General features: G+C 41.9%; 16 protein-coding genes. 5 read left to right on the plus strand and 11 right to left on the minus strand.

Features of this window, described 5'->3' with window-relative positions; all coding sequences use genetic code 11:
* Window positions 1-10: 10 nt before the first annotated feature.
* Window positions 11-256: a hypothetical protein gene (locus tag SOM16_RS05975; RefSeq protein ID WP_320463076.1), complete on the plus strand. Its 246-nt coding sequence runs from the start codon at window positions 11-13 to the stop codon at window positions 254-256.
* Here the strand turns inward: SOM16_RS05975 and SOM16_RS05980 are convergent.
* From SOM16_RS05980 to SOM16_RS05995, 4 genes are all read right to left on the minus strand, one after another.
* Window positions 221-2,422: a hypothetical protein gene (locus SOM16_RS05980; RefSeq protein WP_320463077.1), complete on the minus strand. Its 2,202-nt coding sequence runs from the start codon at window positions 2,420-2,422 to the stop codon at window positions 221-223. The two genes, SOM16_RS05975 and SOM16_RS05980, sit on opposite strands and share 36 nt — an antisense overlap.
* A 93-nt stretch (window positions 2,423-2,515) precedes the next feature.
* Window positions 2,516-3,217, minus strand: coding sequence for a DUF421 domain-containing protein (locus tag SOM16_RS05985; protein ID WP_320463078.1), 702 nt, complete (start codon window positions 3,215-3,217; stop codon window positions 2,516-2,518).
* Between the two features lies 1 nt (window position 3,218).
* Window positions 3,219-3,914, minus strand: a complete 696-nt coding sequence (locus SOM16_RS05990) for a DUF421 domain-containing protein (protein ID WP_320463079.1) — start codon at window positions 3,912-3,914, stop codon at window positions 3,219-3,221.
* A gap of 35 nt (window positions 3,915-3,949) precedes the next feature.
* Window positions 3,950-4,375: a BON domain-containing protein gene (locus SOM16_RS05995; RefSeq protein ID WP_320463080.1), complete on the minus strand. Its 426-nt coding sequence runs from the start codon at window positions 4,373-4,375 to the stop codon at window positions 3,950-3,952.
* A gap of 476 nt (window positions 4,376-4,851) precedes the next feature.
* Here SOM16_RS05995 and SOM16_RS06000 point away from each other — a divergent pair, with 476 nt between their 5' ends.
* Window positions 4,852-5,610: an SDR family oxidoreductase gene (locus SOM16_RS06000; protein ID WP_320463081.1), complete on the plus strand. Its 759-nt coding sequence runs from the start codon at window positions 4,852-4,854 to the stop codon at window positions 5,608-5,610.
* 76 nt (window positions 5,611-5,686) lie between these two features.
* The gene (locus tag SOM16_RS06005; protein ID WP_320463082.1) at window positions 5,687-6,754 is read left to right on the plus strand and encodes a zinc-dependent alcohol dehydrogenase; all 1,068 of its coding nucleotides are present in this window, start codon (window positions 5,687-5,689) and stop codon (window positions 6,752-6,754) included.
* Between the two features lie 175 nt (window positions 6,755-6,929).
* On the opposite strand, the gene SOM16_RS06010 is transcribed toward SOM16_RS06005, so the two are convergent.
* The 4 genes from SOM16_RS06010 to SOM16_RS06025 all read right to left on the minus strand — a co-directional run bounded on the left by SOM16_RS06010 (window position 6,930) and on the right by SOM16_RS06025 (window position 8,950).
* Window positions 6,930-7,808, minus strand: a complete 879-nt coding sequence (locus SOM16_RS06010) for a manganese catalase family protein (protein ID WP_320463083.1) — start codon at window positions 7,806-7,808, stop codon at window positions 6,930-6,932.
* A gap of 91 nt (window positions 7,809-7,899) precedes the next feature.
* Entirely contained in the window at window positions 7,900-8,133 is a 234-nt protein-coding gene (locus tag SOM16_RS06015) for a hypothetical protein (RefSeq protein ID WP_320463084.1), read from the minus strand.
* Between the two features lie 7 nt (window positions 8,134-8,140).
* On the minus strand, window positions 8,141-8,410 hold the full coding sequence (locus SOM16_RS06020; RefSeq protein ID WP_320463085.1) for a hypothetical protein: 270 nt from the start codon (window positions 8,408-8,410) through the stop codon (window positions 8,141-8,143).
* 9 nt (window positions 8,411-8,419) lie between these two features.
* Window positions 8,420-8,950 carry a DUF4142 domain-containing protein gene (locus SOM16_RS06025; protein ID WP_320463086.1) on the minus strand — a complete coding sequence of 177 codons (531 nt, stop codon included), beginning with the start codon at window positions 8,948-8,950 and terminating at the stop codon, window positions 8,420-8,422.
* 566 nt (window positions 8,951-9,516) lie between these two features.
* On the opposite strand from SOM16_RS06025, the gene SOM16_RS06030 reads away from it, so the two are divergent.
* Window positions 9,517-9,894, plus strand: coding sequence for an SPW repeat domain-containing protein (locus SOM16_RS06030; protein WP_320463087.1), 378 nt, complete (start codon window positions 9,517-9,519; stop codon window positions 9,892-9,894).
* Between the two features lie 79 nt (window positions 9,895-9,973).
* Here the strand turns inward: SOM16_RS06030 and SOM16_RS06035 are convergent, their stop codons facing one another.
* Together SOM16_RS06035 and SOM16_RS06040 are read right to left on the minus strand one after the other, a co-directional pair.
* On the minus strand, window positions 9,974-10,927 hold the full coding sequence (locus SOM16_RS06035; RefSeq protein WP_320463088.1) for a TIGR03885 family FMN-dependent LLM class oxidoreductase: 954 nt from the start codon (window positions 10,925-10,927) through the stop codon (window positions 9,974-9,976).
* A 357-nt stretch (window positions 10,928-11,284) separates the two neighbouring features.
* The gene (locus SOM16_RS06040; protein WP_320463089.1) at window positions 11,285-11,899 is read right to left on the minus strand and encodes a hypothetical protein; all 615 of its coding nucleotides are present in this window, start codon (window positions 11,897-11,899) and stop codon (window positions 11,285-11,287) included.
* 355 nt (window positions 11,900-12,254) lie between these two features.
* Here SOM16_RS06040 and SOM16_RS06045 point away from each other — a divergent pair, with 355 nt between their 5' ends.
* A complete protein-coding gene (locus SOM16_RS06045; protein ID WP_320463090.1) occupies window positions 12,255-12,713 on the plus strand; it encodes a MaoC family dehydratase in 459 nt (152 codons plus the stop codon).
* 113 nt (window positions 12,714-12,826) lie between these two features.
* On the opposite strand, the gene SOM16_RS06050 is transcribed toward SOM16_RS06045, so the two are convergent.
* A complete protein-coding gene (locus SOM16_RS06050) occupies window positions 12,827-14,158 on the minus strand; it encodes a PAS domain-containing protein (RefSeq protein WP_320463091.1) in 1,332 nt (443 codons plus the stop codon).
* Between the last annotated feature and the right edge of the window lie 87 nt (window positions 14,159-14,245).

The raw sequence follows: 14,245 nt of genomic DNA on the forward strand, positions 1-14,245 counted from the left end.
TAGTAATTGAATGTCTCGGCTCATTGCTGGCGCAAACAAGCATTTAGAGAACTGGCAACGAAAGGCTTTTGTTCATTGGTTAACTACGGGTTTTATCTTCGGGAATTACGCCACCGAACTGTTAAAATACGGGAACAACCCCAGTAAAAAAGGTAAAACAACCGCTTTAGGGGCAATGGATGCCACTATCCAAGTAAGGAAGATCCATAGCCCCGGCATATTAACAGGAGATTTCTACTATACAATCTCCGGTTAGCTGATAAGCGAGTTGATGATTTGTCTGCTGTTGTGCAGCGAGGACCTTAGCTTTCTTTTGAGGTTGTTGCCTTAAAGCAACTTCCCATCTAGCCGGCTCTTCCGGATTAAAAATAATCATACGGCAGTTCATTTTGGCATCGCCAAGCACCCTGAATTTGACCGATTTACCCTCTTGTTTCTCGATGTCTGTGATTGGATAATCGATAAAAATAGTTGTTTCACTACCAAGTATTTTGACGTACTGGCGCGGTACGATTCCAAAGGCGATGCAGGCGCCATAAACTTCCTGGCCAACTTCTCCGGAAAGTTCCCAGCCGTCATGGATGTCTTCCAGCGGAACCCATAAAGTAGGGTCGATCTCTCCTGTTTTTATCTCTTCAGCAAGAATTTTCTCAGGTAACATTGGCGGGAAATAGTAAGGCATTCTGCCGATGGCGTGCCGCACAAACTCTGCCAGGAGCAACCTTACGGCCGGAAGGATTTCTACATCTGCTGACTCTAACAGATAACCATAGAGTGTGGAGTAGACTTCCTGTTCTTCATAAGCTGCTGTATATGGTGCATCGCTAAGGGGGAAAACCGCAAAAAAGGTAGGGAAATGTTTCGCATTGCCGTAATTACAATCCCAAAGCTGTACGTTTTTAAATATGCTGGCCAGGCAGGCGTAACTTAAATCCAGATAAGATTTATCCTTCGTATTTTTATATAACCTTAGCAAAGCTACAGCCGCAAATGCGGTGTTATTGGCCTGGTAAAAAATATCAAAAGCCAGGCCTCTTAAATGCTCAACGGCCTTTTTGGCCTCATCCATGTATTTTTTATCACCGGTAAGCTCCCACATCTCCAGTAACATTTTTGCATAAGCACCCGGAACATCCTTTTCTCCACCTTCGCCTGGTTGTGTTTCTGCTTTAAGCACTTCGAAGGTTTTCATATCATAAAATACCGGCCAGTTGTAATCAAAATGTTTAGCCACCCGGATGGGGTAATCAATTGATTTTTCGACCAGGTCTTTCGCCAGATCATCTCCCCTAACGGCCAGCCGGATTAGGTTGGTTAAGGGGTGGTGCAGATACCAGGAATCCATTACTCCCTCTTGTTTTTGCTCTTCGCTTTGATCCAGATTACCAGCTGCTGCCGGCAACCATCGCACAATTGTGCCCAGCTCTTCAGAAAAGAAAGCAGGTAATCCATCCCGGATAATGCCTGTCATCTTATGCATTTCACCCTTCCAGTCGCAATATTCGAGCAGCGGCAACAACACTGCCAGCTGAACCATCACTTCTGGCGGCGTTTTATAATCGCACAGGTAGGCATTTAAGTATGGGCGGCCATCGGCAAAAGCCCAGCAGCCTTTATGTTCTGCCACTCCATCCATCCCTTTCTTTGCGGTTTCCCGCCATTCATGGTATTCTGGTTCTGGCTTAGGGATTTGCAGATAAAGTGCGGCAAGATGATTGAGGAAACCCTGCGTAATTTCTATATCGCCTGCAGGAATTTCATCAGACAACTTTACAAAGGCATCAGAAATTACGAAATCCTGGTTCGCCGGCAATGCTTCTTCGGTAAATACCGGAAGAGAAAATCCAATTTCAGGCCATTTGCCACCTACCACCTCCCCGCCGGAGGTTTTAGTGGCTTCGAAAAAGGGATTTAGTGCCGTTAAGTTCTGGAAATAAAAAACAGATCCTGTTTTAGGCTTCGTCATGCTTAAATAAAGGATTGCAGAACGCGTACCCACCTGTGCGGCATGAACCTCTCCCTCCTTTTGCAATTTTCCAGCCTTGGTGAGGGGAAGCATATCCTTCGGCCAGAAGGGAATCAACATCGGAAATTTCGCCTTTACAGTTGTGGTGTAGCGAAATTCAGGTGCATCGGGATGGAGAAACTGTAAACGAACTTCATAATTCATCGAAAGGGATTCCAGCAAAAAAACAACTTCTGACCCGCTTTCTTTAACATTTTGTACCGAAGTGGAATCAGAAGAAAAAAAGGCCATTCTAAAAGCCATTTTATTCCCTCCCTTGAAATTTGCTTTGAGCCAGAGGGAATCTGTAGTGAGCGATACGCTAAATTTGTAACCTGCGTGTTTCCTATCAAATAATGAAGTAGAATGCGACAGCTCCTCTGCAGCTGCAGCAGTCCATAAGGATATTGCATTCATAAAACGAAATGATTTAGTTTAATTGATTCAACATTTAATGCCGGTTATTTTTTGTAAAAAGCGAGTTGACTATGAGCAATGGATGAAAATCATTTATTCACGGCACTTAACGGCTATTGTCCACTGCATTCGGCCACAATTGTTACAGCTCGGGTCTCTTCCTGTTACTACCGCTGCCCTTGGGGCACCGCAGTGGCCGCAAATTTCCGTTCCCGCAGATTCATGAAGGTCGGAAGAAAGGGATTTATCCCAGTTCGGAAGAATAGACAAACCCGCTATTTCTCCCGGTTCTTTCAAAATACTGAAGCTTCCGGCGGCTTCAAAATAAAGACGTTTGATCATGCCCAGGTGGCTTATGCCTTCCGATCGCAATTGGGCAAAAACCCGATCTCTGCTTATGCGGGTTTTGAGCATGGCACTGGTATTCAAAATACCATCTTTCACCAGCATGTTGTATTTATCCTGCGTAAGGGATTCGAATTTTTCATTTGCCGCAGCTATTTTGGAAATCACGAATTGGAAACCAATAATAACCATGGCAATCACTACGGAGAGTAGCAAACCCCTTTCAGGATTCATGAGGGGTACCCCGATTGCCGCAGCCAGTGACACCACCGCAGCCATCTCGTTTCTACTGAGTTGTGTAGACATCCGCTTGCCCATCAAGCGCATGGAAACCATCAAAATGAGGTAAATAATTCCTAAACGGAAAAGTGACTCTACATAAAAATGAACCGGTACTTCTCCGATAAGCATTCTATAAAAATCGCTGAGCTTAATTTCGTACTCTTTCATATTACCTGGAAGTTATTGCTGAAGTCCATTCATTAGCATTACAATTCTGACACGCAGACCGGATGTCGTTTTCCGGTGTTGCTATCGTACCGCAACGGTTACAAACAGCTATCCCCGTATAGGTGCTGAAGGTAGTGGCTGCATCTGCATCCCCCGGTGGCAATAAGGCTAAACCAGGCTTTGGCTTGGAAAATTTGAAAACAGAAAACAGCCCGCATGCTTCAAGATACACCCGGCGAACTTCGCCGAGGTTGTAAATCTTCTCATTCCGAAGCACTGCGAGCATCTGATCCCTTGAAATTCTCAGGTCGTGCAATTTATGGTATAATAGCACACCATCTTTAACCAAAATGGATTCCCGACCTTCCGTAACCCGCTCCACTTTGATATATTTCACCGAGAGGTAGGTAATCCCTCTCTGAAAAAGCAGCGCGCCTAACAAAATCAATACGCCCTGTAGCACACCTTTCTCCGGCACTTGCATCGGAACAGAAATAATGGCACCAAGTGTAAGCATTACGGCAAGCTCGGAAATGGTAAGTTGCCCACCCATCCGCTTGCCGAGAAACCGCAACAGAACCAGCAAAACAAGGTACATGATAACGGTTCGGATCAGTACCTCTAACAAAAATTCTACCGGGGTGGTTCCTATTAAAATCCGGTGCCAATCTGCCCAGTGTATTTCTTCTTTTTTCATTATATCTCGTTTAAATCTTTTTACAGACTCCTTTCTCACTGATCAGCGCGCACCTGATTAGACAATTCTCCCAGTGAACGCAACAGCTTCCCACGCTCCTGATCTTTTACTTTCCCCTTGATGACGACGATGCTATCGGTAACCAATGCCGTAACCGTCGGATATTTAGAGAGTATACTATCCACATCCTGCTTCAACCCAAATGTTGTTGTTAAAACAACAGGTGCAATTTCCAGGTTATTAATTATGGTATCTACCACGTGGATAGCCTTTATTTTCTGAATGAGCAAGGCGCGGGATTTAAGCGTAGGACAGCTCCCAGAAAGGGTAACCTGGGCATTTTCTACATAAAATTGCACCCCGGCAAAATTCAGATCCTCCTTTGCTTTCATGGTAAGGTCTGCCTTAATTTCTTCATCGCGTATGCCTTCTCTGCAGCCAGACATCATTAATGCTACCATTAGCAATAGGCATGTTAAAAACCCAATGTACTTTAGAACATTCATGTTATAAAAATTTATGATTAGCCCCTCCCATCAGGCAATGCCATAAACAAACACATCTTCTTTTAGGGTAGTTTAGCTGCACTTCACAAACAGGTATTTTTCAAATCTGCCAGGTACTTACCGCATCATGATTTTTGAAAAAATATGCCTTACTTAACCGCTTTTGAGAATTCTTCAACTGGTTAAGGCCTGAATAATCTGCATAGTTTTTTCACCCTATCTTCTGAATTTACTTATTCACTAAGTAGAATTTATTTCTATTTATTTGAGTACGCATTTTGAAGTCGGTTTATACCCAATTAATGGTTAGATCAAGCCAAGAAAACCGCTCAGAACCTTTAGAACATGCTTTCTACACGAGCATCTGTTTTTTCGCAAAACCTATAGTGCGTTCAACTTTGTTTTATCAATACAATTAAACTTTAAAGAATATGAAAGATTTAAATGCGTACTGGCAAGATAGCCTGGCAGGAAAAAAGGTATTAATTACAGGTGGCACAACAGGTATTGGACGAGAACTGGCCGTTTTACTAACTTCATTTGGCGCAAACTGCCTCATTTGCGGGCGAAACCAGGAGCAGATCGAAGAAACCATTGCTGCGGCAGAAGAAGATCAGCCAAGCGGCACCTGCGCTGGCGTGGCATTAGATTTATCAACTGGAGATGGGATTTCGCACCTTTTCGATGTTCTAGACCAAGAACTCGGGCAGTTAGATATACTCGTTAATAATGCGGCACTAGCCTTTGGTGCAGTAACCGAGGGCAGCTATCAGGAACTTAGTTATATTGTACAAACTAACCTCACTGCCTATTTAGCTTGCAGTCGTGAGGCCATTAAGCGCATGGAAACCACAGGCAAAGGGCATATTGTAAACATTGGTTCAATGAGCGCCGACGTTCGCGAGCAGGGAAGTTCGGTTTATGTAGCCACTAAAGGGGGAATCCAGGCATTTTCTGAAGCGCTTCGTAAAGAAGTTAATGAAAAGCAAATTAAGGTTACACTCATTGAGCCAGGTGCTGTTGACACTGATATGCAGGACGGAACAGCTGAAGAGAATGCTGAACAAATCAAAAATCAGGAGATGCTTCCGGCATCAGACATTGCCATGGCGGTTTCCTTTTGCCTCATTCAACACGAACGTTGCGATATAGTAGAACTTCGCATCAGGCCGCACCTGCAGATGATCTAAAACGCGGCGCTTTATTGCAGTCTCTCAAAGGAAAATTCATTGGTAAATTGAATAATGACGTTAACGTATTAGAAGCATGAAAGACAGTATGACTGCTGCGCTGAAAACCAGCGATGGCAAATTTGAAATTAAAGAAGTAGACCGGGTAACCTTACCGGCGGATGACTGGGTATTGGCGCGAATTATGGTTTCCGGCATTTGCGGAACAGACCTCAGGCACTGGAAAAAACACGAGCCAGATTTGACCTGCAAAATTATGGGCCATGAAATGGCAGGAGAAGTAGTAGAAATAGGATCTGCGGTAAAAAATGTAAAGCCGGGAGACCGCGTAGTAATCGAAACCTTGCTGGGTGACGGAACCTGCGATTGGTGCCGTGTTCAGCAGTATAACTTATGCCCAAATCTTTATGCGGTACGGATGGAAACGGTTTCCAGGGCTTTTGCAGAGTATGTTGCCGGACCAGCGACAAAATTCCACCGCTTACCAGAAAATGTAAGTTTTGAGGAAGCAACTGTTTTGGATACTTTTTCTGTTTGCTTACATGCACAACAGCAGAGTGGATTAAAAATTAACGATCAGATTTTGATCGTCGGCGCTGGCCCTATTGGTATCGGACAACTCCAGTTGGCCAAGTTATCTGGTGCTGAAGTAATGATTGCAGATGTGGTTGAATCTTCATTAGCGATTGCGAAAGAACTGGGTGCAGACCATGTGATCAATACCGCTAAAGAAAATCTAATAGAAAAGATTTTCGAACTCACCGGTGGCAGAGGTGTAGATATTGCTTTTGAATGTGTTGGCGGAGAACATATGCAGGAAACGCTTCAACTTGCCACGGAAGCAACACGGATTGGTGGTAAGGTAATTATTGTCGGTGGATTTGAAAAAGGTAAAACGCCGATATCGCTCGACTGGCAAAAACTGCAGATGGGACAAATCCAAGTGGTTTTTAGCGCGAGTTATGCTTTTTGGGATATCTATCCGGAAATGAAAATGTGCCTGGATTTACTGGCCAAAGGGAAGCTCAACGCAAAGAAAATGATTACGCACACTTTCCCTTTAACATCAATTAATGATGCTTTTGAAACGGCTGAAAAGAAAGCGGAAACCGGTGCATTGTTTGTAGCACTGAAACATTATTGATTTTCTTCCCGAACCTAACTCAGGATCTTTTTAGGTTAAAGCGCCAGAAAGTGATGAAAAGAATCAACAACATTTAATCAATTGCTTATTGTTTATCAAGATTACCAATAAACAAAAACCTCCCTCCGGTATGCCAGAAGGAGGTTTTTTTATCTCCAATTATAATGATAAGGCACTAAGGAAGAATGGTATCCTTAATGTTTTCCAGAAGGCCTTTATCGCCAGTGGTCATTTGCTCTGCCTGCGCATAGCCCTTCACATCTGGAATACCAAGATCAGGAATAGGTGCACCTGGTTGTGCCGTAACTACACTAAATTCGCTTTTTCCATCAATGGAAGTTCCGCTGGTCCAACGGCCCTGATGGTTTGCCGGCGTTTCAATATTGGTAGAAACAAAGGCATAGTCAAATTCAGGAATATGCACGCTTGATGGAAAAGTATTCGGGATCGGCAGGTTATTACCAACACCTCCCAACTCTTCCAGCACCGCTAACCACTGGTTTTGGTGCATGGCATCACGGGTAATTAAAAATGCCAACATATCTTTCATTCCGGTATCATCAGTAAGTTCGTATAAACGCGTGGCCAATACCCTTCCTGTAGATTCTGCCATTACATTGGCATACATATCGGCAGCAATATTACCGCTCCCAACTACCCACGACCCATTAAATGGCACGCCGTTACTATCTACAGCCATAGCAGAAAGACCTGAAGAAATTACATGCCGTGGATCCATGCCGCCGAGGATATTGCTTACAATTGGATTCTCGCCTGCTATTTTATCTTTAAGTTCATTTGTTGCGCCATCGAGGTTTAAGGCAACGGCTGTACACAACATTTCAATATGCGAAATTTCTTCCGTTCCGGTATCTAAGAGCATATCCCTGTATTTATTTGGTCCTCTGTTACCCCAGGCCTGAAATAAATATTGAAGGCAAACGCGGATTTCGCCTTCAATGCCACCAATCGCTTGCTGTAATAATTTGGCGAAGGCCGGATTTGGTTTGTCTACCCGTACTTTGTACTGCAGATTATTGTCATGATAAAACATAGTTTATTGTTTAAGTGATTATTAATAACTGTTTATTGCTGAGCTATAGATCTGATGACTATCCTTTAAACCAACTTATTGGTTATCGCAGCTAAGGCCAGGATACCGACCTTTTATCAGAACGACCTGCACTATCACCATTTTGGTTATCATCTTCTGATGTAGCAGGCCGATTTCGGAGTGCTTCCTTTTTCTGATCTAAAGCTGCTTCCGTTTCATCTTTCAGCGAAAATGAATTGCCCTTTGCGGGCCTAACATTCTTATTTTCTTCATCAGTGCCTTTATCAAACAACTGATATTTTGAAGGTTGATCTTCCCCTATCATTTACTGCCTAACGTTTTCTGAAAGGCGTTGCTTTGCCCTTCTGTTCCCAATGGTCTTTAATGGTGGCGCCCGCCCTATCGAGTTTTAAGCGCCTGCTAAATCTATCGCCTCTTATTTCTCCGTTCGCAGCACGGGTACCTATAAAAAACATAATCGCCCTTCCCTGCTCATCTGTTTTAATGGTGAGGTCATATCTTCCAAATTTGAGGTCGATAAGAGATGATGGCTCAAAGTTTTTCCCTAATACTTTCTCCAGCGGTGGATTAATTTTAGTCATTGGCATGAGTTATGGGTTAAATCTTGCGTTTAAAGTTGTCGCATCTTTTAAGTGTGTAGTCAGAGATGGAATTTTACCTGCGGCAAATGCCCTTAAGTCTGCATCGAATACACCATTTTCACTCGCTGCCGCAGAAAACAAATTCACAGCATCCTGATGAGAGACCACCATAATCCTGGCAAATTCCTTATCAAATGCAGCCCCGGTAGCGGCCATAAGTAAATTTAAATTCGCCTGATCTTTAGCAGTGAGCGAGTTGGGAATGGTCCATCCTTTTCCATTCGCCAGCGCTTTCATTTCATTTCCAACAGCACTATGGTCGCTTACCATATGCTCACCATAATGTTTAATGGCATCATCCTGCCCTTTCAACACGGCCATCTCGCCTGCGGCGATTTCAAAACTATTACTGCTCGATGCCTGGGTAACAAAACTCTGGTTATCCATTTGGTAATTATCCTGATCATCTTTACTGCAGGACTGGAAAACGGTTACAAAAAGGCACATTGATAGTAGTGCACTGGTCATTCTTTTTTTCATGATTATTTTTTTTAGGTAAATACTATGAAGAATCAACCCGATTAAAACGCGACTGGTTTAGCAAAGAAATACGGGTTTTATAAAAAAAACACGGGTACAAACGTCGTATAAACCTCCATTTTCCAAAAATATCGGAAGCTTAAACAATGGCGCAGGTATAATGATGATGGGTCCTGATGACCACAGGTGGCTTTAGATACTCCTCATTTACTGGCATTTAAACGAAAGCGCCGGAGAAACTTATTTAAATACCGTATATACCCTTGGCTTTGCAAGGATTATACTTCCTTCTGGTTAAAATTGTTGTGGCTTACAAAATTTCGGTGCATTCCTTCGCAAATCCTCATGAAATTATCTACAGCATCTTTTCAGGTTCTTACACTTAATCGCTACGTTCTCTAAGAATCCTACCTTAAAAGAAAGAATGGATTAACAATTGTCAGTAAAACCGGCTTTTACGGGTGTAACGATATACCATGTTTGACTGTAATGTAGACTAAACCATCTCAAAGCCTGTACTGTTCTTATTATGGATTAACTATTATTATTTACCTAAAACGATAAACATGATTAAGATTTTCAACCGAACCTTTCACGCTGTACTTGATTATGGTGTAGCCATTCTGCTTTTTATTTCCCCATGGATTATTGGAATTCCAGCCGACGGCGGGCCATACATTGTTTTTTTATTGGCAGGAGTATCCATTCTGTTAATGTCCATACTCACTGATTATCCTGGCGGAATATTTAAACGCCTGCCTATGCAAATGCACCTGGAGGCAGATTTCTTTTTGGGTTTATTCCTAGTCATTTCCCCCTGGGCGTTTGAATTTGCGGATGTTACCTGGGTATATCACGTTGGCGTTGGGGTTTTCTCCATGCTCGCTGCTTTGTTCACTAAAACAGCGAAAGATGATTTAAAGCAACAGTTACAATCTAATTAAGTTTAGTGTACGATAACAAAAAAGCTTAGCGACTTGGGTTCACTAAGCTTTTGTTTATAAATGAAGTGGCTGCCAATTACTATAAGAATGGCAATACCTGATCACCAAAGTCTGCTATAAAGCGTTCTTGCTGTCTATTTACGTTATGCAGCACAATGCGATCTATGCCAAGATCGAAATCGGCCTTAATCCAGTCGATGTGTTGTTGTGGATCATTGGATATTCTCACAAATTCTTTCATTTGTTCTGGTTTTACCAAACTGGCTGCAGCATCAAAATGTGCCACGGTGGGCAGATCACCCAGTATGCTTCCCTGAAAAATGTTGGTACGCCACTGGTCATATGCACCTTCAGTGGCTTCCTCCATGGTCTGCGCATAAGAAAGCTGAACTTTAAGGTAAATGGGCTTTCCAGCCCCCCCATTTTCGCGGAAGGTTTCCACAAATTTCTTGAGCTCCTGATGTGGCTTATGGGTAGTCATAATTCCATCCGCCCACGGAGCGGCCCATTTTGCAGTCTCCGTTGTCACCGCGGCACAAAGCAGCATAGGTTCCTTTTCTGGCAAGGTATATAGCTTTGCCTTTTCAACTTGTACCAAACCATGATGGGTTACTTCTTTTCCTTGAAGCAAATCACGCATCACTTTAAAACATTCCAGCAAACGACTGTTCCGAACTGATTTTTCAGGCCATTTCTCTGCGGTAATACTTTCGTTCAGTGCTTCCCCACTTCCGAGGGCAACAGATAGACGATCCGGAAACATCTCATTTAACGTGGCAATTGCTTGTGCTACAATTGCCGGGTGATAGCGTTGACCAGGCGCACAGACTAAGCTAAAAGGTAATTCACTCTGAAGCATCGCTGCACCTAGCCAGGCAAATGACTGGCCGCTTTCACCTTGTCTTTCGCTCCAGGGATGGAAATGATCGGAAGAAGAAATAGAACTGAACCCAGCTTGTTCGGCTAATTTGCAATAGGTTAAAAGTTGGCTGGGCTTAAATTGTTCATGTGAGGCGTGATAGGCAATTTTCATTAATTTTATTTTTTCCGTTAACGGATTCAGTTAAAGGCCTTGTGAAGGCATATTTAGTATGGCAAGAACCTCACTTCAACGGCCAAAGTTTATAAAGCGATAAGATTTTTACAGTGTTATTTTTCGCGCCAGTGCTTCAGGATCTATCCGATAAAAAAATCAGATCCGACCTAATCCATCTGCTACTTGCCACTCAACGTTTCATTTCGGTCGGTGAGACACGCGACCGATAGATAAGTGTTTTATGCACCTTGCTAACTTATTGTAATTAACTTGTAATCTAATTTAGCGGTAACTAAAAAAGGTGCTAAGGCAACTAAGATATTGCCTATTCAATATTTGTAAAACCCAACCTTCTTAACTTTCACCAATAGGCGATAAACCTGGTTTGGTATTTAATCTTACAATAATAAAATAGGGATTATCGATACGTTTCACTACCAGATCCAATAGCTTAGAAAAGCCGATCAAATGATCTACTTTTTCTTTTAATAATTTCGAAAATGCAACGGTATCTACTCCAGGTTTCAGAATAACCTCGAGCGTTTCCGATGACTTCCATTCCGTTGCCAAAATTTCAGAGAAATTACCTTTAAGTATCAGGGAAAAGTTTGGTCTGGAATTTAATTCACCCGCTTCCTGGTTAATTCTTTCCAAATGCGGAGAAACTGCCTGATCTTCGCTTCGCCATTGTGCTCTTGCTGAATCTCTTGTAATTCCACCTAATTTCTTACGGTCAGCCAAAACCTCGATTTTACCTTTTCCAAATAATAATGCGAGTTGAAAACTACCGTTATGACTTAGATTAAACTTTTCTACGCCAATTTGTTTAGGATCTAATTGATGGCTGGTTTTGCCACGGCTAACGCGCCAAAGTGCGTAAACAACGCCAAAGCCTGCCATTAAGGCAACGGATAGCGCTATACCCTTATTATTTTTTAATCTGGTGATCTCATATTCTAATTTTTTCATATGTATAATTTGTGCAACGGGTAGAATAAACTTGAAATTTTAATTCAGTTTCGCTGTGGGTTTCACCTAAAAAGGCCCGAACGCTCTCTCATTAATATTTTTATATAGGACAGTATAAGTTGAAAAAATGTTTCGCTAAAAAAAGATAGACTAAGATTTGGTACATTTTAAGATTTACGACGTACAATCACCTTGCTAATGCTGATCCGCTTGAAATTGAACATATAAAATGCATGAAATAGTTAAGGAAATTTGTAATTTCATTAAAATTTGTGATCCAGATTTTTATTTTTGCCGTTACAAAAGTTCAACTTAGCGTTAACCGATATTAAAACTAAACTTTAGACATTTTAAGATGCTTATCATCAACAGTTTCAATGAATATAAAGCGTACCTGGGCAAAGAATTAGGTACTTCAAATTGGCATGTAATAAGTCAGGAGCAGATTAATAAATTTGCAACGGCTACGCAGGATGCACAATGGATTCATACTGATCCTGAAAAATGTAAATCAGAAAGCCCCTTTGGGGCTACCATAGCCCATGGATATCTGACGCTTTCACTCATTCCTTATTTATGGAAGCAGATTGCTGATATTAGAAATGTAAAGATGGAAGTTAACTATGGGATCGAAAGCTTTAAATTTGGTCAGCCTGTTCTTGCCGGCGAAGAAGTTCAGCTCCACGCCAAACTTACAGCTATCAGCGATCTGCGTGGCATTACCAAGGTAGTAATCCAGGCCATCCTGACCACCAGAGCGGGCAAGAAACCTGTATATACCGGAAACGTAGTCTTTTTATATCACTTTAATTAGCGCAAAGAATCGTTAATTTCCTAGTGCATATTCATAGAATGATTTCTACTGGAAAGCTATTGATACATCAGTAAATTGAAATTGATCGGCTTCAAAAATAATGAGATCGTCTTTTAACTGGCTTTTTCAATTATTTTGTTGAGCCCGATAATGTGTGATGCCCTTCCATATACATCATATCTGGGTTTACCGAATGCACTGATCCAATGGATAGAACCGTCTTTCCATTTCACTTCATATTCGGCTCGGTATACACCATTATGCTCAATTGCATCTTGAACAGACTTTTTAATCGTTTGCCTGTATTTAGGCAGCATAGCATCAAACAGGTCTGAATAATCGAATTCTTCGTTCACTCCATAACCATAATTTTGCTTAAACTGATCATTAGAAACCATCTTTCCCGTAGCAAATTCAACTACCGTATAGCCCATTCCTCCAGCCTCGATTGCGCTCATCAGCACTACATTAGCTTCCTGGTTAAGCTGTTTTGAAATTACATGTTCAGTGGTATCGGCCAGCATAAACATGATGTTTTTGGCACCGGTTTCCAGGTCTTTCGTAAATTGAAGTGTAATATTAATATAAAGACTCTGGAGATGATCTTTTACCCAAACTAGCAACTTTATTTCCCTGCCATGCTGTGGTACTCCGGTTTCGCGTAATTTGACAATTAACTTCAACAAATCCTGTTCTTCTAATTCTGGAACAACAGCATCAAATGGCTCTCCAGTAAAATCAGCATCTTTACCTAAAATGTCCAAAAGCATTTTATTGGCCTGAATGAGTGTATTCTCTTCACCAGAGATCACGCCAATAGCCATTGGGGCATGTTCAAAAAGCATCTCAAAATTATCCTGAAGAATTTCCAGGTCGCTGTTTGCTTCTGCAATTTGGTGTTGATAATCAATTAACCCCGCATTATCGGCAGTGATATTTTCATTCTCCTTTAGCAGCTGATCCGTTACCAATCGCAATGCAGCCTGGTCCATTACTACTTTGGCCAGGCCAAGCAATATCTGTTGTTTTGTTTCGTCGAATGCCCGGGCTTCATACCCCATTACACATAAAGCCCCAATCCGATAGCCATTATCAGAAATTAACGGTGCTCCGGCATAAAACCTTACCTTGTGGATATTGTCTGCCAATTCAGGCACACTAAAAACATCGTTAATAACCTTTACACCTTCATCAACAATTAGTTTATTGCACAGACTTTCTTTATCTGATGTTAAAGTCAAGTCTCCAAAACCAATACTTGCCTTGAAATATACCTCATCCTCTCCAAAAAAAGAGATGGTACACATTGGAAGATCAAAAATCTGAGTGGCAAGTACCGCTAAACGATTAAAACTGTCTTCTGGTGGTGTTCCAATAATTTGATAACGGTTAAGCGCATTCAGCCTGCTGGCTTCGCTTTGAGGTGGGTGGTAAGAATTTGTCATGTGTTACACTATAAAACTTTGGATACTAACAAGATTGTGCATTCATTGTTTACAATTCTAAGAATAAGATTAACTTTTAATTTTTAA

Source organism: Pedobacter sp. CFBP9032 (assembly GCF_034045265.1).
Lineage (GTDB): Bacteria > Bacteroidota > Bacteroidia > Sphingobacteriales > Sphingobacteriaceae > Pedobacter.

Coding starts and splice junctions, on each gene's coding strand:
- SOM16_RS05990 (WP_320463079.1), bottom strand. CDS start 3,914: ATGAAAAAAGAAGAAATACACTGGGCAGATTGGCACCGGATTTTAATA.
- SOM16_RS06040 (WP_320463089.1), bottom strand. CDS start 11,899: ATGAAAAAATTAGAATATGAGATCACCAGATTAAAAAATAATAAGGGT.
- SOM16_RS06015 (WP_320463084.1), bottom strand. CDS start 8,133: ATGATAGGGGAAGATCAACCTTCAAAATATCAGTTGTTTGATAAAGGC.
- SOM16_RS06030 (WP_320463087.1), top strand. CDS start 9,517: ATGATTAAGATTTTCAACCGAACCTTTCACGCTGTACTTGATTATGGT.
- SOM16_RS05995 (WP_320463080.1), bottom strand. CDS start 4,375: ATGGTAGCATTAATGATGTCTGGCTGCAGAGAAGGCATACGCGATGAA.
- SOM16_RS05980 (WP_320463077.1), bottom strand. CDS start 2,422: ATGAATGCAATATCCTTATGGACTGCTGCAGCTGCAGAGGAGCTGTCG.
- SOM16_RS06000 (WP_320463081.1), top strand. CDS start 4,852: ATGAAAGATTTAAATGCGTACTGGCAAGATAGCCTGGCAGGAAAAAAG.
- SOM16_RS05975 (WP_320463076.1), top strand. CDS start 11: ATGTCTCGGCTCATTGCTGGCGCAAACAAGCATTTAGAGAACTGGCAA.
- SOM16_RS06045 (WP_320463090.1), top strand. CDS start 12,255: ATGCTTATCATCAACAGTTTCAATGAATATAAAGCGTACCTGGGCAAA.
- SOM16_RS06050 (WP_320463091.1), bottom strand. CDS start 14,158: ATGACAAATTCTTACCACCCACCTCAAAGCGAAGCCAGCAGGCTGAAT.
- SOM16_RS06005 (WP_320463082.1), top strand. CDS start 5,687: ATGAAAGACAGTATGACTGCTGCGCTGAAAACCAGCGATGGCAAATTT.
- SOM16_RS06025 (WP_320463086.1), bottom strand. CDS start 8,950: ATGAAAAAAAGAATGACCAGTGCACTACTATCAATGTGCCTTTTTGTA.
- SOM16_RS05985 (WP_320463078.1), bottom strand. CDS start 3,217: ATGAAAGAGTACGAAATTAAGCTCAGCGATTTTTATAGAATGCTTATC.
- SOM16_RS06010 (WP_320463083.1), bottom strand. CDS start 7,808: ATGTTTTATCATGACAATAATCTGCAGTACAAAGTACGGGTAGACAAA.
- SOM16_RS06035 (WP_320463088.1), bottom strand. CDS start 10,927: ATGAAAATTGCCTATCACGCCTCACATGAACAATTTAAGCCCAGCCAA.
- SOM16_RS06020 (WP_320463085.1), bottom strand. CDS start 8,410: ATGACTAAAATTAATCCACCGCTGGAGAAAGTATTAGGGAAAAACTTT.